This is a genomic window from Pediococcus siamensis, from assembly GCF_047220215.1.
Lineage (GTDB): Bacteria > Bacillota > Bacilli > Lactobacillales > Lactobacillaceae > Pediococcus > Pediococcus siamensis.
On sequence record NZ_CP178375.1, the window covers coordinates 1,376,713 to 1,397,664 of the forward strand.

Genomic DNA, 20,952 nt, shown 5'->3' on the forward strand with positions numbered 1-20,952 from the left:
AATTATTTAACCTGTTCTGGTGTGCGAATAAAACCAACGTATTCACGTTTCATCATCAAGCCATCAATCTGACTGATAATTTCAATCGCAACACCCACAACAATTAGTAGGCTTGTTCCGCCAAGTCCGATTGATTCATCCAAGTTCCAGAAATCTTGCGCCAACAACGGGATCAAGGAAACCAGACCTAAGAATAGTGAACCAACAACAGACAAACGAATCAATAACCGCGAAACATAACTCTGTGTTTCATGTCCTGGCCAAACACCTGGAATATAGCTGCCTTGTTTTTGAAGGTTTTCAGCTAATTTTTCGGGATTAACCTGAACAAAAGCATAGAAGAAAGTAAACACAACAATTAAGAAAGTATACAGGATGGCGCCATCTGTCGTTTGCATATTAAACACATTCGACAAAACTTGATACCATGTGTCTTGAGAATGGTTATTGGCAAATGCCATCAGAATTGTCTGTGGCGTTGCAATGAAGGAACTAGCGAAGATAACCGGAATAACTCCAGCAACGTTAACCTTTAATGGTAGATAACTACTATCAGAGGCTCCGGAAGCCCTTCTCGTATACTGGATTGGTACTCGCCGACTGGCTTGTTGAACCCAAGTTACGAAAATAACAATAATCAATACAATGATAATTAAAGCCCCAACAAAGATAAAGCTGTTTAACCATTGACTCTTCGCAGTATCTACGAATTGTTCTTGGTAAATTTGATAAATACTTGTCGGTGTGCGGGCGATGATCCCGGCAAAAATCAAGATCGAAACCCCATTGCCAAGACCACGATCAGTGATCATATCACCCATCCAAGTCGCTAACATTGTTCCACCAGTTAGAATCAATCCAATCGTCACATAGGTTTGCACGCTTGGATCTTTAACCAAGTTCAAGCTACTTAAAGCATTAAACCCGGCAGTGATTCCGACAGATTGAATGAAGGCCAGCACAATGGTTAAGTAACGGGTTGCCTGGTTTAACTTCCGACGACCAACTTCACCTTGCTTACTCCATTCCACAAACCGGGGAACGATGTCCATTTGCAGCAATTGAATGACAATTTGTGCTGTAATGTAAGGCGACACTCCCATGGCGAAAATCGAGTAATTAGATAAACCGCCACCACTAAATGTATTTAAAATACCAACTAATCCAGAAGAAGCAACACTTTGTAATGCTTTGGCGTTAATCCCAGGAACTGTGATATAAGCACCTAAACGATAAATAATCAAAACACCTAGGGTAAATAGAATTTTATTTCTAATATCCTTTACTTTAAAAGCGTTTTTGATAGTCGATAGCATTAAATCACCTCAGCTTTGCCACCTGCAGCTTCGATTGCTTTTACTGCGCTTTCTGAGAACTTGTTAGCTTTGACCGTTAACTTCTTAGAAACCTCACCGTTACCTAAGACTTTAACGCCACTAAGCACTTTTTTAATTACGCCGGCTTTTAAAAGAACTTCCGGTGTGATTTCTGCACCTTCATCAAAGGCATTCAAGCTATCAAGGTTAACAATAGCGTATTCCTTACGGTTGATGTTTGTGAATCCACGTTTTGGAATTCGACGGTAAAGAGGCATTTGCCCACCTTCAAAACCCAAACGAACTTTTCCACGTGCTTTTTGGCCTTTTTGACCACGACCAGATGTTTTACCATTACCGGATGATGTTCCGCGACCAACACGATTGCGTACCTTACGTGAACCGGCACTAGGTTTTAATTCATTCAACTTCATAAGTTTCAGCACCTCCTAACTAATTAATTTATTTAACTTCTTCAACTTCGATTAAGTGAGCAATATGGAAAATTGCGCCACGAGTCGCCTCATTATTAGGTAAAACGACTGAGCTGTTCACCCGGCCTAAACCTAATTCTTTAACAATCTTGCGTTGCTTGGGGAGGCGATGTGCTGCACTTTTAATAAGTGTAATTTTTAATTGAGCCATCTTTTGTTCCTCCTTATTCAGCTAAGTGTTCTGCTGAAACACCACGTAATGCAGCAATTTCGTCAGCACTACGTAAGCCCTTCAGACCCTCAAACGTTGCACGAATAACGTTAACTGGGGTATTGGAACCTAAACGTTTACTTGTCACATCATCAACACCTGCAAGTTCCATCACGGCACGAACAGCACCACCAGCTGCAACACCAGAACCTTCTTCAGCAGGCTTCAATAAAATGCGGCCGCCACCAAACTCACCAATAATTTCGTGAGGGATAGTTGTGCCAACAATAGGTACCTGAATCAAACTCTTTGTAGCAGTATCAACAGCCTTACGAATTGCTTCAGGAACTTCTTGTGCTTTACCAGTTCCGAAACCAACGTGACCATTCTTATCGCCAACAACAACTAAAGCAGCGAAACGAAGACGACGTCCACCTTTAACAACCTTAGTAACACGGTTGATCGCAACAACGCGGTCCTCTAAGTCCAACTTTTCTGGATCGATATAATTCGACATGTACGGTATTCCCTCCTTATCTTAGAATTTAAGTCCGTTTTCACGAGCAGCTTCAGCTAATGCTTGTACTCGGCCGTGGTATAAATAACCGCCACGATCAAAAACGACATTTTCAACTTTCTTTTCTATCGCACGTTTTGCAACTAACGCACCAACAGAACTTGCTTGTTCAGTTTTTGTGTTGCCACTAACTTCACTGTCCAATGTTGAGGCACTTGCTAGCGTTACACCCGCTACGTCATCAATTACTTGAGCGTAGATGTTTTTATTTGAACGATATACATTTAAGCGTGGGCACTCTGCAGTCCCAGAAATCTTATTGCGAACACGCAAATGACGTTTTTGACGTGTTTTGTTTTTATCTGGTTTTGAAATCACAATTTTCACCTCTAAAATATTCTAACGATTAACCTTAAGCGGCATTACTTACCAGTTTTACCTTCCTTACGGCGAACATATTCACCAACATAGCGAACACCTTTACCTTTGTAAGGTTCTGGAGAACGGACAGCACGGATCTCAGCAGCAAAATCACCAACACGTTGTTTGCTAATTCCACTCACATTGATATGTGTATTATCAGGAACTTCCAACTGCAAATCAGCAGGAGTTTCGATTTCTACCGGGTTGGAATAACCTAAGTTCAAAACTAAGGTCTTACCCTTAAGTTGTGCACGATAACCAACACCAACTAATTCTAATGCCTTCTTGTAACCCTTTGTAACACCTTCAACCATATTATTGAAGTTTGCTCGAGTTGCACCATGCAAAGCACGCATTTTATTATCATTACTTGGACGTTCGAAAGTCACAACATTGTCTTTTACGTTCATTGTAATTTCATTGCTAACTGTACGTGTTAAAGTTCCCTTTGGTCCTTTAACAGTGACTTGATCGCCATCAGCCTTTACTTCAACGCCAGATGGGATTTCAACAGGTTTATAACCAATACGACTCAATTTGATGGCACCTCCTTACTTTTTAAAATTTTACCAAACGTAAGCTAATACTTCGCCACCGATTTTTTTAGCGCGAGCTTCTTTATCAGTGATCACACCTTCAGATGTTGAAATAATTGCAATACCCAAACCATTCAAAACCTTAGGTACATCATCAGCCTTTACATATGAACGTAAACCAGGTTTTGAAATACGTTTCAAACCAGTGATAACACGTTCTTTGTTCTTACCATATTTTAGGAATACACGAATGATGCCTTGTTTGTCATCATCGACATATTCAACGTCCTTGATAAAGCCTTCATTCTTAAGAATTTCAGCAATATCACGCTTAATTTTTGATGCAGGAACTTCTAAAGATTCGTGACGCACCATGTTAGCATTACGAATACGTGTTAAGAAATCTGCAATAGGATCAGTCATAGACATTAATGTTTACCCTCCTTCTACTCCGGTATAGTTTTACCAGCTTGCTTTTTTCATGCCAGGGATTTGGCCTTCATGAGCTAATTCGCGAAGGCAAATGCGGCAAAGATGGAACTTACGATATACAGAGTGCGGACGGCCACAACGTTCACAACGTGTGTAGTTTTGTGTCGAATACTTTGCAGGACGTTGACTCTTAACAACTAACGATTTTTTTGCCAAATTTATTGCTCCCTTCGTTTACTTTTCGAATGGCATTCCAAGTTGTGCCAATAATTCACGTGATTCTTCATCAGTCTGAGCAGTTGTTACAATAACGATATCTAATCCACGAACGTGGTTAACATTATCATAATCAATTTCAGGGAAAATTAATTGTTCACGGACACCAAGTGTGTAGTTACCGCGACCATCAAAAGCCTTTGCGCTAACACCATGAAAATCACGAACACGTGGTAAGGAAACGTTGATTAACTTATCTAAGAAGTCATACATGTGTTCGCCACGAAGTGTAACTTTAGCACCAATGGACATACCTTCACGTAAACGGAAACCAGCGATTGATTTCTTAGCTTTTGTAACCAGAGGCTTTTGACCAGAAATCAAAGTTAATTCTTCAACAGCTTCGTCAAGGTTCTTAGCGTTAGTTGTTGCATCACCAACACCCATGTTTAAAACAACTTTGTTGATTTTTGGTGCTTGCATAATTGAAGTGTAGTTGAACTTCTTTACGAGTTCTGGTGTCACTTCTTTAACGTACTTTTCTTTCAAACGATTAGACATGAAAAATTTTTCCTCCTCTCATGAATTATTTATCGATTGTTTCGCCAGATTTTTTAGCAAAACGTACTTTTTTACCATCTACTACTTTATAACCCACACGTGTAGGTTCGTTTGTTGATGGATCGATCAACATCACGTTAGAAGCATCAATTGCAGCTTCTTCATCAACAATTCCACCTTGAGGGTTAGAATTGCTTGCTTTTTGATGTTTTTTAACTTTGTTCAGGCCTTCAACCACAACGCGATTCTTCTTAGCAAGAGTTTTAATAATTGTGCCCTCTTTGCCTTTTTCTTTGCCGCTAATTACGCGAACTTTATCACCATTTTTTACAAACATGCCGTGTTGCACCTCCTTCGATCCGATCCTTAATTACAATACTTCAGGAGCCAAAGAAACAATCTTCATGTAATCTTTGTCACGTAATTCACGTGCAACGGGGCCAAAGATACGTGTTCCTTGAGGGCTCTTATCATCTTTAATTAAAACTGCAGCATTTTCATCAAATTTGATGTATGAGCCATCAGCACGGTGTGCACCATCTTTTGTACGAACAACAACTGCCTTAACGACGTCACCCTTTTTGACAACGCCACCTGGTGTTGCTTGTTTGACAGTAGCCACAATAGTATCACCAATATAACCAAATTTAACACGGGATCCACCTAAAACTTTAATTACTAAAATTTCACGTGCTCCAGAATTGTCAGCAACTTTTAAACGACTCTCTTGTTGGATCACAGTTAGTGTCCTCCTTCCATTTTTGTATCAGAATACGAGATAAAATAACAAGTTTAGATAATAACTGCTTTCTCAACAATATCGATTAAACGGAATCGTTTGGTAGCAGACAAAGGTCGTGTTTCCATGATTCTTACGATATCGCCAACTTTAGCTTCATTATTCTCATCATGTGCTTTGTATTTCTTTGAATATTTAACACGTTTGCCATAAACAGGGTGCGTTTTGTAAGTATCGATCTGAACCGTGATTGTTTTGTCCATTTTGTCAGAAACAACCCGTCCTTGATATACTTTACGAGCGTTACGTTCTTCACTCATGTGTTAAGTTCCTCCCTTCGTATTCTTCTACTTGCTTAATTCTTTTTGACGTAAAACAGTCTTGATACGTGCAATGTTTTTACGTACTTGTTTCAAACGAGCTGTGTTTTCTAATTGGCCAGTAGCTAATTGAAAACGCAAGTTGAATAACTCGTCTTTATAATCTTGTTCTTTTTTAAGCATCTCATCAGTGGTTAATTCATTAATTTCTTTAGCCTTCATCTGATTCGCCACCTACTTCCTCGCGTTTGAGAATCTTAGTTCTAACTGGTAGCTTCATGGAAGCAAGACGTAATGATTCACGTGCAACTTCTTCACTAACGCCACCAACTTCAAACATTACCTTACCGCGTTTTACTGGTGCTACCCAACCTTCGGGAGTACCTTTACCATTACCCATTCGAACACCTACACCTTTAGAAGTGTAAGATTTGTGAGGGAAAATTTTGATCCAAACTTTACCACCACGTTTCATGTGACGGTTCATAGCAATACGGGCAGCTTCAATTTGACGGTTTGAGATCCAATGTGAATCCAAAGCCTGTAAACCAAATTCGCCGAATGTAACAGTTTTACCGCCCTTTGCGGCACCACGCATTTTACCACGATGCACACGACGGAACTTAACTCGTTTTGGTACTAGCATGATTATTTCCCTCCTTGTTCTTTAGAATTTCCTTTGGAACCCTTAGCTTCTGGCAAGACTTCTCCACGGTAGATCCAAGTTTTAACACCCAAACGACCGTATGTAGTACTTGCTTCTACCCAAGCGTAATCTACATCAGCACGTAATGTATGCAATGGAACTGTTCCTTCAGAATAATGTTCAACACGGGACATATCTGCACCGTTCAAACGACCAGCAACCTGTGTCTTGATACCCTTAGCACCTGCACGCATTGTACGTTGCATAGCTTGTTTCATTGCACGACGGAATGCCACACGGCCTTCCAATTGAGCAGCAATGTTTTCGCCCACTAATTTAGCATCTAAATCAGGTTTCTTAATTTCAATAATATTAATATGAACTCGTTTACCTGTTAGTCCATTTAATTGTTTACGTAAGCTTTCTACTTCGGATCCGCCTTTTCCAATGACCATACCTGGTTTAGCAGTATGGATTGAAATGTTCACGCGATTTGCAGCACGTTCGATTTCAACATTGGAAACAGATGCGTCGGCAAGCTTAGTTGAGATGAATTTACGAATTTGTAAATCTTCACGTAAATAGTTAGCAAAATCTTTTTCAGCATACCATTTTGCTTCCCAGTCACGGATGATACCAACACGAAATCCATTTGGATTTACTTTTTGACCCACGCGTGTTCCCTCCTATTTTTCAGATACGACTACTGTAATGTGACTTGTACGCTTGTTGATTGGTGAAGCAGAACCTTTTGCCCGAGGACGGAACCGTTTCAAAGTTGGTCCTTCATTGACATAAGCTTCACTTACGACCAAATCTTCACGATCTAAGTCAAAGTTGTTTTCAGCATTAGCTACAGCAGACATTAAAACTTTTTCGACAACTGGTGATGCACCTCTTGGTGTAAACTTCAGAGTTGCAATTGCTTCTGCGACGCTTTTTCCTCTAATAAGATCAACTACTAAACGAACCTTACGAGCGGCAATGCGAACAGTTTTTGCAGTTGCATGTGCAGATGTTACTTGTTCAGCCATGATTCATCCTCCTTATTTAGCAGCTGTTTTCTTATCGTCATTTCCATGACCATGGAATGTTCGTGTCGGAACAAACTCACCAAGCTTATGGCCAACCATGTCATCTTGAATGTAAACTGGGACATGTTTTCTACCATCATAAACAGCGATTGTATAACCGATGAAACTTGGGAAAATTGTGGAACGACGTGACCATGTTTTGATTACAGATTTCTTTTCTTGATCTTTTTGAGCATCAATCTTCTTTAAAAGATGTTCGTCTGCAAATGGTCCTTTTTTCAAACTACGACCCATTATGAAACCTCCTTTAGGGAAATTTTCGACTAAATATTACCTAAGCGACCGCGCTTACGACCACGAACGATAAATTTATTAGATTTATTCCGTTTGTTACGTGTTTTCTTACCAATGGTCTTCTTACCCCAAGGTGAAAGAGGCGATGGACGACCAACTGGAGCTTTACCTTCACCACCACCATGTGGATGATCGTTAGGGTTCATTACAGAACCACGAACATGTGGACGTTGGCCAGCGTAACGTGTTCGTCCCGCTTTACCAATATTGATTAATTCGTGTTCTTCATTACCTACAGAACCAATTGTGGCACGCCCGGCAGATAAGATCATTCGAACTTCTGATGAAGCTAAACGAACAAGTACGTATTTGCCTTCCTTACCAAGCAATTGTGCAGAAGCACCTGCAGAACGCGCTAATTGGCCACCCTTGCCAGGCTTCAATTCGATGTTATGAATAACTGTACCAACTGGAATGTCCTTCAATGGTAATGCGTTACCAACCTTGATATCTGCTTCGGAACCTGATTGAACCTTATCGCCAACCTTAAGTCCTTTTGGTGCAATGATATATGACTTCACACCGTCAGCATAAACAAGCAATGCAATGTTAGCTGTTCGGTTAGGATCATATTCAATTGCTTTAACAGTAGCTGGAACATCGTCTTTGATTCGTTTGAAATCAATGATTCGATATTGACGCTTATTACCACCGCCACGATGACGAACTGTCATTCGACCAGAGTTGTTACGCCCTGCTGTGTGGCTTTGAGATTCAAGTAACGATTTTTCAGGAGTCGTCTTGGTGATTTCGCTATAATCAAGCTGTGTCATGCCACGACGAGCATTTGTCGTTGGTTTATATTTCTTAATCCCCACGTGTTTTTCCTCCTATAATTTTTTTGGTTATTCTTCGTTGAATAACTTGATTTCTTTTGAGTCAGATGACAATGTAACAATTGCCTTACGACGTTTCTTTGTGTAACCAGAGTAGCGTCCCTGACGTTTTAATTTACCTTTGACATTCATGATGTTCACTTTGACAACCTTAACATCGAAGATATCTTCAATAGCCTTTTTGACTTCTGTTTTAGTTGCACGAGTATCAACATCAAATGTGTAGCGTTTGTCGTCCATTTCTGCCATTGAAGCTTCAGTGACAACTGGACGTAAAATTACATCACGTGATTCCATTATGCGAGAGCCTCCTCTACTTGAGAAAGAGCCTTTTGAGTGATAACAAGTTTGTCACTATTAACAACGTCCAAAACATTTACACCAGCTGGTGAAACGATTTTTACGTTTTTAAGGTTACGTGCTGCACGTGCAGCTGCTTCGTTATCATCTTCAAGGACTAATAATGCTTTCGTTGTAACTTTTAGGCTGTCAAGTGATTGTGCGAAGGCCTTAGTCTTTGGTTGATCAAAGCTATAACCATCGACAACTACCAAACTATCATCCAATACTTTTTGAGAAAGTACAGACTTCAATGCTAAACGACGCATTTTCTTTGGCAACTTGTATGCGTATGAACGTGGTGTGGGGCCAAATACGACACCACCGCCACGCCATTGTGGTGAACGGATAGAACCTTGACGTGCACGACCTGTACCCTTTTGACGCCATGGCTTCTTACCACCACCACGAACTGCACTTCTGTTTTTGACTGCGTGAGTACCTTGACGCATCGATGCGCGTTGCATCACAACAGCTTCAAAAACAACATTATCGTTTGGTGTGATACCAAAAACGTCAGCGTTTAATTCAACGTCGCCATTCTTCGTACCATCTTGTTTATATAAAGATACGCTTGTCATTTAATTTAGTCCTCCTTTCTACTTTTTATGTGGTTTAACGGCATTCTTAACAACCAAGAATGAATTCTTTGATCCAGGGACGTTACCTTTGATCAATAAAACGTTGTTTTCTGTGTCTGCCTTGATAATTTCTAAGTTTTGAACTGTTCGTGTATTATTCCCCATCCGACCTGGTAATTTCTTGCCAGGGAACACACGGTTAATAATTGCACCGAGTGAACCAGGACGACGATGATAACGAGAACCGTGTGCCATCGGACCACGATGTTGTCCATCCTTCTTGATATTTCCTTGGAAACCATGTCCCTTAGAAGTACCTGTGACATCAACGATATCGCCTGCTGCGAATAAGTCAGCCTTGACTTCGTCACCGACTTTTAATTCTCCCAGCTCAACATCTCTGATTTCATGAATGAAGCGCTTAGGATTTGTATTTGCTTTTGCTACATGACCTTGTTCAGGTTTGTTGCTCAATACTTTACGTTTGTCATCGAACCCTAATTGCACTGCGTTATAACCATCACTTTCAACGGTTTTAACTTGTAATACAACGTTTGGTGTTGTATCAACAACGGTAACAGGAACTAATTCCCCGTTATCTGTAAAGACTTGGGTCATACCAACCTTTTTTCCTAAGATTCCTTTTGTGGTCATGAGTACACCTCCAATATTATTGTAATTCTAAAAATTAAAGCTTAATTTCAATATCAACACCACTTGGCAGATCTAACTTCATCAATGAGTCAACTGTCTTTGGCGTTGGGTTAACGATATCGATCAAACGCTTGTGTGTGCGCATTTCGAATTGCTCACGAGCTTTCTTAAACTTATGTGGTGAGCTTAAAACCGTATAGATTGTACGTTCTGTAGGTAGTGGAATTGGACCAGAAATTGTGGCACCAGTTCTCTTTGCCGTTTCGACAATCTTGTCTGCGGATTGATCTAAAATGCGATGTTCGTAAGCCTTTAAACGGATACGAATTTTTTGTTTTGCCATTGTGTTCCCTCCTTCGTCTATTTTAAAAATGAGACTTGCTCCGTGGAAATTACCGCCACACCGTCGTGGCAAAGCGGCCGGGTGTGTCGCAACCTTCCACATCAAAGCTCCTTGTTTTACTTGACTTAATGGGCATATTTCACCCGTTAAAATTCAAGTACTTGTCTATATTACTAGATATGACGGGGCTTTACAAGGGCTTGAAGCCAATTCTTTTTAGTTTTTGTAATTGTAACACTTTTGTAACAATTGAAACCGATTTATGGTGCATAATTCTGTTATCAAAGAATGGAGGTTTTTATTTTGACTCAAAAAAAGGCCCTACTTATTATTGATTATACAAATGATTTTGTCGCCGACGAGGGCGCTTTAACCACAGGCAAGTCTGGTCAGGCAATTCAAGCTCAAATATTGGCGCTCATGAATCAATTTTATAAAAACGGCGATTATGTTATCTTTCCTACTGATCTACATCATAAGAATGATCCTTTTCACCCCGAGACAAAGTTATTTCCGCCGCACAATTTGGAAAACACGTGGGGACGACATTTTTACGATCAAGTGCAAACTTGGTTTGAGGCGCATGCCAAAAGTGATCAGGTTTACGCTTATAGCAAAAATCGGTATAGTGCTTTTGCCAATACGAATCTAGATAATTATCTCCGCTCACGAAAAATTGATAGCTTGACCCTCACCGGTGTCTGCACCGATATTTGCGTACTCCACACCGCCGTTTCCGCGTACAATCTTGATTATCAATTAACTGTGCCCAAAGATGCCGTAGCTAGTTTTGATCCCGTTGGTCACCAATGGGCACTTACCCACTTTAAAAACACACTGGGTGCCAAAATAATTTAAACAACAGCACGAAAAAGAAAAAAAATTCCCATTGACTAAGTTTTAAATTAATCTAAAAATCGATTTTCTGCCGCCTTTATGAGACCATTTAATTTTTCATGGCTTTTAGCTTCTAAATTTTGTTTAAAAAACAAAAAAATCGCAAATTACAGTCAAAACTGTAACTTGCGATTTTTCGGGTCTACACTTTCTGGTATTGGTGAATAACTGATACCAGTTTTTATTTTGAAAAAAAAAAGGACATTTGCCCTCTTTGTGTTACGATTTAATCGCCTAATAAAATCGAAAAGAGGAAAAACAAATGTCCCTAACTAATTCTATCCTAAGCCTATTCGAAATAACAGACCCTAATTTAACTGTAACTGAGATTACTAAGGAACATTATCCCAATGGGCAACACGTTCATGTCGTTCACGCTATCCTTTCCTATCAACTTTTAAAATGTCCTCATTGTGGCCATAAATCTCTAATCAAAAATGGAACTCACATTGGCCATCTAAGATTGGGAACCTTATCAGGTGGACGTTATGAGATGCAGCTAAAACGACAAAGATATCAATGTAAACGGTGTTTAAAAACCTGTGGTGCTCAAACTAACCTCGTTAAACGTAATGAAACTTTTACGCATAATGTGAAACATCAAGTAATTGTTCTGGCTCGGGATATGCTGACCAGTAAAGAAATCGCTAAGATTTGTGGGATTTCACCAAGTAGTGTTCAACGCATTTTAAATGCGAATATTCACTTAGCTTATCGTGTTAAAACACTCCCCCAAAATCTTTGTTTTGATGAATTCCGTTCCTGTAATCATCTAATGTCCTTTAACTGTTGCGATGCCGTTAGTCATCGCCGCATTGTGATTCTTAAGGATCGCCTTAGTAAGGATATCATTGATTACTTTGAAGCTCGCTATTCAGTTCAAGAACGTATGAAAGTTCAAACAATCACCGTTGATATGAATGCTGAGTATGCTGGCTTTATTCATCGGTTATTTCCTAAGGCAATAACCATCATTGACCGTTTCCACATTATTCAACTTGCCGGTCGGGCACTGGATAACGAACGTACACGTGTGATCCATACTTTTCAAGATAAGCATTCCCGAGTTTATCGCATTCTAAAATCTCAATGGCGTTTGTTCCATTTGGCAGAAGAAAAGGTCAATGATACTAAACTTATCTATTTACACGGTATCAACGAATACATGACCCAACAGAACGCCATTGACCTAGCCTTAGATGAATTTCCAGAATTTAAAACTGTGTATCAAACCTATCAAGGAATTCTAACAGCCATTCAACAAAAAGATGCGGTTGGATTTAAAACCTTGATTGCCAACTACAAGGCGGCTGGCAACCAAATGGATATTACTATCTCAACTTTAATAAAGAATGGTCCTGCTGTTCTCAATAGTTGTCGTTATCCGTATTCCAACGGTCCTATTGAAGGACTAAATCGTAAAATTAAGGTGTTAAAGCGTAGCTGTTTTGGTTTTCAAAATATTCATAACTTTTTCATTCGTATCAGTTTAATTTATGCGTAAACAAAAAAAGCACATTCACCGAAGTGAACATGCTTTTCAAAAATCTCCACCAATACAATTTGACAGAGACCCGATTTTTCTTTTTTAAGCCGTTAAGATCTTAGTCCTTGTTTGAAGCTCCACCATTTTTCTTAATGATGTCTTCTTGAATTGACTTAGGAACAGCTTCGTAATGATCAAATGTCATTGTAAATGTTCCACGACCCTGTGAAGCAGAACGTAAGGTTGTGGCATAACCAAACATTTCTGAAAGTGGGACAAAGGCATGAATTTCTTCAGCCCCTGAGATAGCTTCCATTCCTTCAACACGTCCACGACGAGCTGTAATTTGGCCCATGATGTCACCCATGTACTCTTCTGGTACACGAACTTCAACCTTCATAACGGGTTCCAAAATAACAGGTTCTGCTTTCTTAGCAGCATTGTGAAGTGAGATTGAGGCAGCAACTTTGAATGCTGCTTCACTAGAATCGACTTCATGATAACTACCATCGTATAACTTAGCTTTCAAGTCAACTAATGGGTAACCTGCAAGGACACCATTATTCAAAGCTTCACGTAAACCTTGTTCAACAGCTGGGATAAATTCACGAGGAACAACCCCACCAACAATAGCGTCTTCGAATTCGAATCCTTTACCTTCTTCATTAGGTGTGAATTCAATCCAAACATCACCATATTGACCTTTACCACCAGACTGACGAACAAACTTACCTTGTGCAGAAGCTTGTTTGGTAAAGGCTTCACGGTAAGCAACTTGAGGAGCACCAACTGTCGCTTCAACGTTAAATTCACGTTTCATACGATCAATGATGATGTCCAAATGCAACTCACCCATACCAGCGATCAAAGTTTCCCCAGTTTCAGGGTTTGTTTCAGCCTTGAATGTCGGATCTTCTTCAGCAAGCTTTTGTAAAGCAACATCCATCTTATCCTGGTCAGCCTTAGATTTTGGTTCTACGGCAACTTGGATAACAGGATCAGGGAATTCCATGGATTCCAAATGTAATGGATGATCTGGATCAGTTAAAGAATCACCGGTTGTTGTGTTCTTCAAACCAATGGCAGCTGCAATATCACCAGAAAATACTTCAGGAATTTCTTGACGGTGATTTGAATGCATTTGTAGTAAACGACCAACACGTTCACGTTTGTCTTTTGTGGCGTTCAATACGTAAGAACCAGATTCCAAAGTTCCTGTATAAACACGGATATAAGTCAAACGACCAACGAATGGATCAGTAGCAACCTTGAATGCCAAAGCCGCAAATGGCTTGTCGTCACCAGCGGTTAATTCAACTGCTTCGTCTGTTTCAGGGTTAGTTGCGTTGTATGGCTTAACATCTAATGGAGATGGTAAGTAATCAACAACAGCATCTAACATCATCTGAACACCCTTATTTTTGAAAGCTGAACCAGCTAAAACTGGGAACAATTCAAGGTTCAAAGTTCCTTTACGGATTGCAGCCTTGATTTCTTCTTTACTGATTTCTTCGCCACCAAGGTATTTTTCCATGATGTCATCATCGATATCAGCCAATTGTTCGATCATTTCTGTTCGCCGTTTTTCAGCTTCTTCTTTGTATTCATCTGGAACATCAACTGTGTCCCATTCTGTTCCTAACTGGTCTTCATCATAAAGGTCAGCCTTCATTTCGACAAGGTCAATAACCCCTTCGAAATCGTCTTCGGCACCAATTGGCATTTGGATAGGTAAAGCATTAGCCTGAAGACGATCTTTGATAGTTTGAACAGAAAAATCAAAGTCAGCACCAATTTTATCCATCTTATTTGCAAAGACGATCCGTGGAACACTGTAGTCTGAAGCTTGTCGCCAAACAGTTTCAGTTTGTGGTTCTACGCCGGCCTGTGCATCAAGAACGGCAACCGCGCCATCTAACACACGTAAGGAACGTTCAACTTCAACAGTGAAGTCCACGTGTCCTGGGGTATCAATGATGTTGATACGGTGGTCTTTCCAAGCAGCTGTAGTTGCAGCTGAAGTGATTGTAATCCCACGTTCCTGTTCTTGTTCCATCCAGTCCATTTGTGAAGCACCATCATGGGTTTCACCAATTTTGTGAATTTTACCAGTGTAATACAAAATCCGCTCAGTAGTCGTCGTTTTACCAGCATCGATATGAGCCATGATCCCGATATTACGAGTCTTTTCAAGTGGAAATTCTCTTTTGTTAGCCATATTAAAAAATGTTTCTCCCTTCAAATTAATGGTCAAAGAGTCAAAATTAGAAAAAATGACTACTATATGGACTGCATATAATAGCCATTCATTATTGCTTCCCCCATGCTTAATGGGCTAAGCAACAAGCGGAACATTACCAACGATAATGAGCAAATGCTCGGTTGGCTTCAGCCATTCTATGAGTATCTTCACGCTTTTTAACTGAAGCACCTGTATTATTAGCAGCGTCCATGATTTCACGGGCAAGACGCTCTGTCATTGTGTGTTCGCCACGAAGACGTGAATAGTTCACAATCCAACGAAGACCCAATGTTGTTCGACGATCAGGACGAACTTCAATTGGAACTTGGTAGTTAGAACCACCAACACGACGGGCTTTAACTTCAAGAACTGGCATAACATTCTTCATTGCTTCTTCAAAGACTTCTGTTGGTTCATTACCAGTTTCAGCTTTGATCATATCAAAGGCGTTATAGAGAATTTTTGAAGCTGTACCACGTTTACCATCTAACATTAAATGGTTAATTAAACGCGTTACTAACTTTGAATTATAAATTGGATCAGGTAATACTTCACGTTTTGCTGCAGGACCTTTTCTTGGCATTTAAATAACCTCCTTACTTCTTAGGTTTCTTTGTACCGTATTTAGAACGGCTTTGTTTACGATCTGTAACACCAGCTGTATCAAGTGCACCACGGATAACGTGATAACGTACACCAGGTAAATCCTTTACACGACCGCCACGAATAAGCACAACACTATGTTCCTGAAGGTTATGACCAATTCCTGGGATGTATGCTGTCACTTCGATCAAGTTAGAAAGACGCACACGTGCATATTTACGTAAAGCTGAGTTAGGTTTTTTAGGTGTCATTGTTCCGACACGAGTTGCAACACCGCGTTTTTGTGGTGCTGGGTTTGCAACAGCTTGTTTCTTCATACTGTTGTAACCATAGTTCAAAGCAGGAGCTTTTGATTTCGAACTCTGCGAATGACGACCCTTACGAACCAATTGGTTGATTGTAGGCATTTAATTGTTTCCCCTTCCAAATAAAAAATCTTAATTATTTAAGTACACACATCCAGGTGGTTCTTTTTTAATTATAAAAAAATCGCCTTGACATGGCTTTGTGCCACCGTTTCCAGTCAGCATGTCTGTTTATTACAGAACCTGTCCACAAAAAGCACCTTTTTTAGGTTATCATCATCGGCACCCCTTGTCAATCATTAATCGCTGCTATTTTTGCAAAACATCCGCATTTTATCGCGTTTTGTCATCGTAAACCTTTCATGAATTTTCATAAAAAAATCGACATTAAATTTAGTATTTAAAATATAGAAAGGAGTTTTTATGCTAACTCAGATTTATTTTTTTAGTTTCGGTACCATTTTAGGCTCATTCATCTGTCTGTGCGCCGATCGGACTGTCTGCCACCAGTCGATCATCAGACCGCGATCCCATTGTAGCACATGCCATCATGTTCTTTCAGTCACAGAGCTATTCCCCATTGTCAGTTATTGTTTTTTAAACGGCCGTTGTCGCCACTGTCATCAACGCTTTGAACCTACTTCTTGTTTAACCGAACTGCTATTGGGTGTGCTTTTTTTAACGGTGAGTGGCAACCAGGCGCCCAGCTGGTCACTACTAACTGACCTCTTTTGTATGACCCTACTAGTTTATCTCAGTCTCTGCGACCTGAATCGATTGTGGGTTAATGGCTATTTGATCGCGATCTTAGCCCTCGTTGCGGTAATGACAAACAATACGCTCATGAATTGGGGAATCTTTGTGGGCACTTTAATCAGCTTATTCACACCTTTGCAATTTTCTCAATTTTACGCTGGGTTTGGCGAGGCCGACTACGATTTGCTGCTCATTTTTATCATATTGTGTGGATTAGAAGCAACAACGTTAATTGTATGTCTTGCTTCACTTATTTGCTTACTTTTCACCCTTATTTTTCACATTCCACCGAAACAAAAGATTCCCTTTATCCCTTATTTAACTTTCGCTTATTTATATGTGGTTATCTAAAATGGGATTCATGCAAATTAAAAGCAACTACACCGTTCACGGAAGTATTGTTTCAGACTTAACCTTAATTTTATTGGGCATAACAAAAAACAGTGAATTTGAAAAATCAAATTCACTGTTTTTAGTTTAACCCATGGTTACCTTTACTTAGTTGTTTCGGTATCCATTTCTTTTTCAACATCGCTTAACGATTGTGGTTCTGCAACTTTGCCACCGACTGTTTTAGGAATGATCTTACGGTAATCAGGCATCCCTGTTCCTGCAGGGATAATCTTACCAATAATAACATTTTCCTTCAAACCAACAAGTGGATCGTTCTTGCCACGAATAGCAGCATCGGTTAAGACTCGTGTTGTTTCCTGGAAGGAAGCAGCTGACAAGAAACTGTTTGTTTCCAGAGCCGCCTTTGTGATTCCCAAGAGAACTGGGCGGGCAGTTGCTGGAATACCACCGGCAATTAAGGTCTTGTAGTTAGCATCCTTAAAGTCGTTAATATCTAACAGTGTCCCTGGCAATAAGTCAGTATCGCCGGGATCCATAACCCGAATCTTCCGCAACATTTGACGAACCATGATCTCAATGTGCTTATCCAAGATTTCTACACCTTGCATACGATAAACACGCTGAATTTCACGTAAAAGATAATTCTCTGTCGAAAGGACATCACGAACCTTCAACAATTCCTTTGGATCAATTGAACCATCATTCAAAGCTGAACCACGATGAATGAAATCACCTTCAGCCACCTTCATCCGTGCCGTAATTGGCAAGGTATAGGTTCTGGTATCTGTTTCACCCTTGATGGTGACTTCTTTAGTCCGTTCCGCAGGATTTTCCTCAACCGTTTCAACTGTACCTGTAACTTCAGTAATTTCAGCACGACCTTTAGGGTTACGTGCTTCGACAATTTCCTGAATACGAGGAAGTCCTTGTGTGATATCTTCGTTACCCGCAACACCACCAGTATGGAAGTTACGCATTGTTAACTGCGTACCTGGTTCACCGATTGATTGAGCCGCAACGGTACCCACTGCTTCACCAACTTCAACACGGTCACCAGTTGCCATGTTACGGCCGTAACAACGTTCACAAACACCATGACGTGTGTTACATGTGAATGCAGAACGGATTGTGACAGTTTCGACGCCAGCATCAACGATCTTTTGCGCAATTGTTTCGTCGATCATTTCATTCTTACCAACGATTTTTTCGCCAGTTTCAGGATTATAAACAGATTTCTGTGTGTAACGTCCTAAGACACGATCGTACAAGGATTCGATCACTTCGTTTCCTTCAACGATGGCTGAAATAATCAACCCACGATCAGTTCCACAATCTTTTTCACGGACGATAACATCCTGGGCCACATCAACTAAACGACGGGTTAAGTAACCTGAGTTAGCCGTCTTCAACGCCGTATCAGTCATTCCCTTACGAGCACCATGAGTGGAAATGAACATTTCCAACACAGAGAGTCCTTCACGGAAGTTTGACAGAATAGGCAATTCCATGATTTTACCATTAGGTGCGGCCATCAAGCCACGCATCCCGGCCAACTGCGTAAAGTTAGAAATATTACCACGAGCTCCAGAATCACTCATCATGTAGATTGGGTTTTGCGGATCAAAACTCTCCATCAATTTTTGCTGAATGTTATCTTTAGCATCGTTCCAGATTCCCACAACCCGTTCATAGCGTTCGTCATCCGTGATTAAACCACGACGGAATTGTTTAGTAACAGTTGCTACCTGTTTATGTGCAGCAGCCACAATCTCTGGTTTTTCCTTCAAATCGGTAATATCAGCAATTCCGACCGTTAAACCAGATTTAGTAGAAACGTCATACCCTAAATCTTTCATCCGATCCAAGAGGAGCGAAGTTTGGGTAACTTTATACTGCTTATAAACTTGAGCAATGATATCACTCAAGAAGCCTTTCTTGAATGGTGGAATCAATGGTTGCGCCTTAATGAAGGCTTTGATATCTTCACCCGGTGCCAAGAAATATTTATCTGGGGTGCCCTCAACTAAGTTTTCGTTAGTTGGTTCGTTTAGATAAATGAGCCCCTTAGGGAGGATATCGTTAAAGATCGCTTTTCCGGCAGTTGTCACTAAAATACGTTTCCGCTGCTCAGTTGTAAATGGTTTTTCAGGCATGGAACTTACTTGAATTCCGATGCGTGTATGTTCGGAAACATAACCATTTTGCATTGCCAAGCGAATTTCATCCAGGTCTTTGAAAATCATCCCTTCGCCGACACTGTCTGCACGTTCCATGGTTAACCAGTAGTTACCGATAACCATATCTTGGGAAGGTGTTACAACTGGTTTCCCATTAGCAGGAGCCAAAATATGATGCGCTGCTAACATCAATAGCCGTGCTTCGGCTTGTGCTTCATCTGAAAGTGGTAAATGAATCGCCATTTGATCACCATCAAAATCGGCATTGTAAGCTTCACAAACCAGGGGATGCAAACGCATAGCTTTCCCACTAACCAAAACAGGTTCAAAAGCTTGAATTCCTAATCTATGCAAAGTAGGTGCCCGGTTTAAAAGAACGGGATGTTCCTTGATAACATCCTCTAAGACATCATAAACGTCATCATCTTTACGGTCGATCTTACGTTTGGCGTTCTTAATATTTGAAGCTAAGCCACGTGCCACCAATTCCTTCATAATGAAAGGTTTGAATAATTCCAAAGCCATTGGGACTGGTAATCCCATTTGGTTCATCTTCAAAGATGGACCCACATCAATAACGGAACGGCCAGAATAATCAACACGTTTTCCAAGTAAGTTTTGACGGAAACGGCCTTGTTTCCCTTTCAACATGTGAGAAAGAGATTTCAATGGACGATTTCCTGGACCCGCAACCGGACGGCCACGACGACCATTATCAATCAAAGCATCAACGGCTTCTTGTAACATCCGTTTTTCATTTTGAACAATGATACCAGGAGCATTCAAATCTAATAATCGTTTCAAACGGTTATTACGATTAATTACCCGTCGGTATAAATCATTCAAATCGGATGTGGCAAATCGGCCACCATCTAATTGCACCATTGGCCGTAAATCTGGTGGAATAACCGGAATTGCATCCATAACCATCCAATCAGGTTCGTTGCCAGATTTGACAAACGCTTCAATAATATCTAAACGACGAACGGCACGCGTCCGCTTTTGACCAGAAGCATCCTTTAATTCTTCTTTTAAAGTTTTAGCTTCTTTTTCAAGATCAACATCTTGAAGCAATTCTTTGATCGCTTCGCCACCGATCTTGGCGTTAAAGGTATTTCCATATTCGTCTAACTTTTCACGATACTCGCGTTCCGTGAGTAGCTGTTTCTTTTCAAGCGGTGTCTTACCAGGATCAATCACAACATAAGAAGCAAAGTAAATGATCTCTTCGAGTGCGCGGGGACTCATATCCAAAACTAAGCCCATCCGACTTGGGATACCCTTGAAGTACCAAATGTGTGTAACAGGAGCAGCTAATTCAATGTGACCCATCCGTTCACGACGAACTTTTGACTTTGTGACTTCTACACCACATCGGTCACAAACAATTCCCTTATAACGAATCCGCTTATACTTACCACAAGCACATTCATAATCTTTAGTTGGTCCGAAAATCCGTTCATCAAACAGTCCGTCTTTTTCGGGTTTTAATGTCCGGTAGTTAATCGTTTCCGGCTTTTTAACTTCACCATATGACCAACTTCTGATCTTGTCAGGGGAAGCGAGTCCAATTTGCATGCTTTCAAACTTATTGACATCGATCAAAGGATCGACCTCCTTCTTAATTTGATTTTATTGAC

29 protein-coding genes are annotated in these 20,952 nt (G+C 40.4%); 3 read left to right on the plus strand and 26 right to left on the minus strand.

Translation table 11 applies throughout. The features are described 5' to 3' along the window. Positions 1–2: 2 nt before the first annotated feature. Genes secY through rpsJ form a run of 22 tightly spaced genes read right to left on the minus strand, consistent with a single transcriptional unit; the run spans position 3 to position 10,492 of the window. Positions 3–1,316 carry a preprotein translocase subunit SecY gene (secY, locus tag ACLJJ6_RS06680; RefSeq protein ID WP_412988452.1) on the minus strand — a complete coding sequence of 438 codons (1,314 nt, stop codon included), beginning with the start codon at positions 1,314–1,316 and terminating at the stop codon, positions 3–5. Next, positions 1,316–1,750, minus strand: a complete 435-nt coding sequence (rplO, locus tag ACLJJ6_RS06685) for a 50S ribosomal protein L15 (RefSeq protein ID WP_412988454.1) — start codon at positions 1,748–1,750, stop codon at positions 1,316–1,318. Before rplO ends, secY begins: the two co-directional genes overlap by 1 nt. 28 nt (positions 1,751–1,778) lie before the next feature. After that, complete coding sequence (gene rpmD / locus ACLJJ6_RS06690) at positions 1,779–1,961, minus strand: 50S ribosomal protein L30 (RefSeq protein ID WP_412988456.1); 183 nt, start codon at positions 1,959–1,961, stop codon at positions 1,779–1,781. Between the two features lie 13 nt (positions 1,962–1,974). After that, positions 1,975–2,478, minus strand: a complete 504-nt coding sequence (rpsE, locus tag ACLJJ6_RS06695; RefSeq protein ID WP_412988458.1) for a 30S ribosomal protein S5 — start codon at positions 2,476–2,478, stop codon at positions 1,975–1,977. A gap of 21 nt (positions 2,479–2,499) precedes the next feature. Next, positions 2,500–2,865: a 50S ribosomal protein L18 gene (gene rplR, locus ACLJJ6_RS06700; RefSeq protein ID WP_412988460.1), complete on the minus strand. Its 366-nt coding sequence runs from the start codon at positions 2,863–2,865 to the stop codon at positions 2,500–2,502. Positions 2,866–2,900: 35 nt separating this feature from the next. Continuing rightward, on the minus strand, positions 2,901–3,437 hold the full coding sequence (gene rplF / locus ACLJJ6_RS06705; protein ID WP_412988461.1) for a 50S ribosomal protein L6: 537 nt from the start codon (positions 3,435–3,437) through the stop codon (positions 2,901–2,903). A gap of 30 nt (positions 3,438–3,467) precedes the next feature. Then, positions 3,468–3,866: a 30S ribosomal protein S8 gene (gene rpsH / locus ACLJJ6_RS06710; RefSeq protein WP_412988463.1), complete on the minus strand. Its 399-nt coding sequence runs from the start codon at positions 3,864–3,866 to the stop codon at positions 3,468–3,470. Positions 3,867–3,899: 33 nt separating this feature from the next. After that, positions 3,900–4,085, minus strand: a complete 186-nt coding sequence (locus ACLJJ6_RS06715; protein WP_083490539.1) for a type Z 30S ribosomal protein S14 — start codon at positions 4,083–4,085, stop codon at positions 3,900–3,902. Positions 4,086–4,103: 18 nt separating this feature from the next. Further along, entirely contained in the window at positions 4,104–4,646 is a 543-nt protein-coding gene (gene rplE / locus ACLJJ6_RS06720) for a 50S ribosomal protein L5 (RefSeq protein WP_412988465.1), read from the minus strand. Positions 4,647–4,671: 25 nt separating this feature from the next. After that, entirely contained in the window at positions 4,672–4,983 is a 312-nt protein-coding gene (rplX, locus tag ACLJJ6_RS06725; protein ID WP_057751174.1) for a 50S ribosomal protein L24, read from the minus strand. A 33-nt stretch (positions 4,984–5,016) separates the two neighbouring features. Further along, positions 5,017–5,385, minus strand: coding sequence for a 50S ribosomal protein L14 (gene rplN / locus ACLJJ6_RS06730; protein WP_057782481.1), 369 nt, complete (start codon positions 5,383–5,385; stop codon positions 5,017–5,019). 53 nt (positions 5,386–5,438) lie between these two features. After that, complete coding sequence (rpsQ, locus tag ACLJJ6_RS06735) at positions 5,439–5,705, minus strand: 30S ribosomal protein S17 (protein WP_412988467.1); 267 nt, start codon at positions 5,703–5,705, stop codon at positions 5,439–5,441. A gap of 27 nt (positions 5,706–5,732) precedes the next feature. Continuing rightward, on the minus strand, positions 5,733–5,927 hold the full coding sequence (rpmC, locus tag ACLJJ6_RS06740; protein WP_046871302.1) for a 50S ribosomal protein L29: 195 nt from the start codon (positions 5,925–5,927) through the stop codon (positions 5,733–5,735). Further along, complete coding sequence (gene rplP, locus ACLJJ6_RS06745) at positions 5,917–6,351, minus strand: 50S ribosomal protein L16 (RefSeq protein WP_412988471.1); 435 nt, start codon at positions 6,349–6,351, stop codon at positions 5,917–5,919. Before rplP ends, rpmC begins: the two co-directional genes overlap by 11 nt. Positions 6,352–6,353: 2 nt before the next feature. Next, positions 6,354–7,025 carry a 30S ribosomal protein S3 gene (rpsC, locus tag ACLJJ6_RS06750; RefSeq protein WP_412988473.1) on the minus strand — a complete coding sequence of 224 codons (672 nt, stop codon included), beginning with the start codon at positions 7,023–7,025 and terminating at the stop codon, positions 6,354–6,356. Between the two features lie 12 nt (positions 7,026–7,037). Further along, positions 7,038–7,385, minus strand: coding sequence for a 50S ribosomal protein L22 (gene rplV / locus ACLJJ6_RS06755; protein WP_057751157.1), 348 nt, complete (start codon positions 7,383–7,385; stop codon positions 7,038–7,040). A gap of 12 nt (positions 7,386–7,397) precedes the next feature. Next, positions 7,398–7,679, minus strand: a complete 282-nt coding sequence (gene rpsS / locus ACLJJ6_RS06760; RefSeq protein WP_412988475.1) for a 30S ribosomal protein S19 — start codon at positions 7,677–7,679, stop codon at positions 7,398–7,400. A gap of 29 nt (positions 7,680–7,708) precedes the next feature. Further along, positions 7,709–8,557: a 50S ribosomal protein L2 gene (rplB, locus tag ACLJJ6_RS06765; RefSeq protein ID WP_412988477.1), complete on the minus strand. Its 849-nt coding sequence runs from the start codon at positions 8,555–8,557 to the stop codon at positions 7,709–7,711. Between the two features lie 27 nt (positions 8,558–8,584). Then, positions 8,585–8,872 carry a 50S ribosomal protein L23 gene (gene rplW / locus ACLJJ6_RS06770; RefSeq protein ID WP_412988479.1) on the minus strand — a complete coding sequence of 96 codons (288 nt, stop codon included), beginning with the start codon at positions 8,870–8,872 and terminating at the stop codon, positions 8,585–8,587. Continuing rightward, positions 8,872–9,495, minus strand: coding sequence for a 50S ribosomal protein L4 (gene rplD, locus ACLJJ6_RS06775; RefSeq protein ID WP_412988481.1), 624 nt, complete (start codon positions 9,493–9,495; stop codon positions 8,872–8,874). Before rplD ends, rplW begins: the two co-directional genes overlap by 1 nt. 18 nt (positions 9,496–9,513) lie before the next feature. Then, positions 9,514–10,149, minus strand: a complete 636-nt coding sequence (rplC, locus tag ACLJJ6_RS06780; protein ID WP_412988482.1) for a 50S ribosomal protein L3 — start codon at positions 10,147–10,149, stop codon at positions 9,514–9,516. A gap of 34 nt (positions 10,150–10,183) precedes the next feature. Further along, on the minus strand, positions 10,184–10,492 hold the full coding sequence (gene rpsJ, locus ACLJJ6_RS06785) for a 30S ribosomal protein S10 (protein ID WP_046871293.1): 309 nt from the start codon (positions 10,490–10,492) through the stop codon (positions 10,184–10,186). Between the two features lie 288 nt (positions 10,493–10,780). Between rpsJ and ACLJJ6_RS06790 the strand changes: the two genes are divergently transcribed. Then, complete coding sequence (locus ACLJJ6_RS06790; protein WP_412988483.1) at positions 10,781–11,350, plus strand: cysteine hydrolase family protein; 570 nt, start codon at positions 10,781–10,783, stop codon at positions 11,348–11,350. A 301-nt stretch (positions 11,351–11,651) separates the two neighbouring features. Further along, positions 11,652–12,893, plus strand: a complete 1,242-nt coding sequence (locus ACLJJ6_RS06795) for an ISL3 family transposase (protein WP_412988180.1) — start codon at positions 11,652–11,654, stop codon at positions 12,891–12,893. 100 nt (positions 12,894–12,993) lie between these two features. Here ACLJJ6_RS06795 and fusA read toward each other — a convergent pair whose 3' ends face one another. The 3 genes from fusA to rpsL form a co-directional block, all read right to left on the minus strand. Further along, positions 12,994–15,093, minus strand: coding sequence for an elongation factor G (gene fusA, locus ACLJJ6_RS06800; protein ID WP_412988485.1), 2,100 nt, complete (start codon positions 15,091–15,093; stop codon positions 12,994–12,996). Positions 15,094–15,229: 136 nt separating this feature from the next. Next, on the minus strand, positions 15,230–15,700 hold the full coding sequence (gene rpsG / locus ACLJJ6_RS06805; RefSeq protein ID WP_412988487.1) for a 30S ribosomal protein S7: 471 nt from the start codon (positions 15,698–15,700) through the stop codon (positions 15,230–15,232). Between the two features lie 13 nt (positions 15,701–15,713). Then, positions 15,714–16,127 (minus strand): 30S ribosomal protein S12, encoded by a 414-nt coding sequence (gene rpsL / locus ACLJJ6_RS06810; protein WP_412988489.1) that lies wholly within the window; start codon positions 16,125–16,127, stop codon positions 15,714–15,716. 321 nt (positions 16,128–16,448) lie between these two features. Between rpsL and ACLJJ6_RS06815 the strand changes: the two genes are divergently transcribed. Continuing rightward, entirely contained in the window at positions 16,449–17,132 is a 684-nt protein-coding gene (locus ACLJJ6_RS06815; RefSeq protein WP_412988491.1) for a prepilin peptidase, read from the plus strand. A gap of 143 nt (positions 17,133–17,275) precedes the next feature. Here ACLJJ6_RS06815 and rpoC read toward each other — a convergent pair whose 3' ends face one another. After that, positions 17,276–20,917 (minus strand): DNA-directed RNA polymerase subunit beta', encoded by a 3,642-nt coding sequence (gene rpoC / locus ACLJJ6_RS06820; protein ID WP_412988493.1) that lies wholly within the window; start codon positions 20,915–20,917, stop codon positions 17,276–17,278. Between the last annotated feature and the right edge of the window lie 35 nt (positions 20,918–20,952).

Excerpts from the sequence above, each read along its gene's own strand:
- rplE (WP_412988465.1), bottom strand. The coding sequence starts at position 4,646 with ATGTCTAATCGTTTGAAAGAAAAGTACGTTAAAGAAGTGACACCAGAA.
- ACLJJ6_RS06815 (WP_412988491.1), top strand. The coding sequence starts at position 16,449 with ATGCTAACTCAGATTTATTTTTTTAGTTTCGGTACCATTTTAGGCTCA.
- rplX (WP_057751174.1), bottom strand. The coding sequence starts at position 4,983 with ATGTTTGTAAAAAATGGTGATAAAGTTCGCGTAATTAGCGGCAAAGAA.
- rpsQ (WP_412988467.1), bottom strand. The coding sequence starts at position 5,705 with ATGAGTGAAGAACGTAACGCTCGTAAAGTATATCAAGGACGGGTTGTT.
- ACLJJ6_RS06795 (WP_412988180.1), top strand. The coding sequence starts at position 11,652 with ATGTCCCTAACTAATTCTATCCTAAGCCTATTCGAAATAACAGACCCT.
- secY (WP_412988452.1), bottom strand. The coding sequence starts at position 1,316 with ATGCTATCGACTATCAAAAACGCTTTTAAAGTAAAGGATATTAGAAAT.
- rpmC (WP_046871302.1), bottom strand. The coding sequence starts at position 5,927 with ATGAAGGCTAAAGAAATTAATGAATTAACCACTGATGAGATGCTTAAA.
- rplP (WP_412988471.1), bottom strand. The coding sequence starts at position 6,351 with ATGCTAGTACCAAAACGAGTTAAGTTCCGTCGTGTGCATCGTGGTAAA.
- rpmD (WP_412988456.1), bottom strand. The coding sequence starts at position 1,961 with ATGGCTCAATTAAAAATTACACTTATTAAAAGTGCAGCACATCGCCTC.
- rplO (WP_412988454.1), bottom strand. The coding sequence starts at position 1,750 with ATGAAGTTGAATGAATTAAAACCTAGTGCCGGTTCACGTAAGGTACGC.
- rplW (WP_412988479.1), bottom strand. The coding sequence starts at position 8,872 with ATGGAATCACGTGATGTAATTTTACGTCCAGTTGTCACTGAAGCTTCA.
- rpsJ (WP_046871293.1), bottom strand. The coding sequence starts at position 10,492 with ATGGCAAAACAAAAAATTCGTATCCGTTTAAAGGCTTACGAACATCGC.
- rplV (WP_057751157.1), bottom strand. The coding sequence starts at position 7,385 with ATGGCTGAACAAGTAACATCTGCACATGCAACTGCAAAAACTGTTCGC.
- rpsL (WP_412988489.1), bottom strand. The coding sequence starts at position 16,127 with ATGCCTACAATCAACCAATTGGTTCGTAAGGGTCGTCATTCGCAGAGT.
- rpsE (WP_412988458.1), bottom strand. The coding sequence starts at position 2,478 with ATGTCGAATTATATCGATCCAGAAAAGTTGGACTTAGAGGACCGCGTT.
- rplD (WP_412988481.1), bottom strand. The coding sequence starts at position 9,495 with ATGACAAGCGTATCTTTATATAAACAAGATGGTACGAAGAATGGCGAC.
- rpsH (WP_412988463.1), bottom strand. The coding sequence starts at position 3,866 with ATGTCTATGACTGATCCTATTGCAGATTTCTTAACACGTATTCGTAAT.
- ACLJJ6_RS06790 (WP_412988483.1), top strand. The coding sequence starts at position 10,781 with ATGGAGGTTTTTATTTTGACTCAAAAAAAGGCCCTACTTATTATTGAT.
- rpsG (WP_412988487.1), bottom strand. The coding sequence starts at position 15,700 with ATGCCAAGAAAAGGTCCTGCAGCAAAACGTGAAGTATTACCTGATCCA.
- rplC (WP_412988482.1), bottom strand. The coding sequence starts at position 10,149 with ATGACCACAAAAGGAATCTTAGGAAAAAAGGTTGGTATGACCCAAGTC.
- rpsS (WP_412988475.1), bottom strand. The coding sequence starts at position 7,679 with ATGGGTCGTAGTTTGAAAAAAGGACCATTTGCAGACGAACATCTTTTA.
- fusA (WP_412988485.1), bottom strand. The coding sequence starts at position 15,093 with ATGGCTAACAAAAGAGAATTTCCACTTGAAAAGACTCGTAATATCGGG.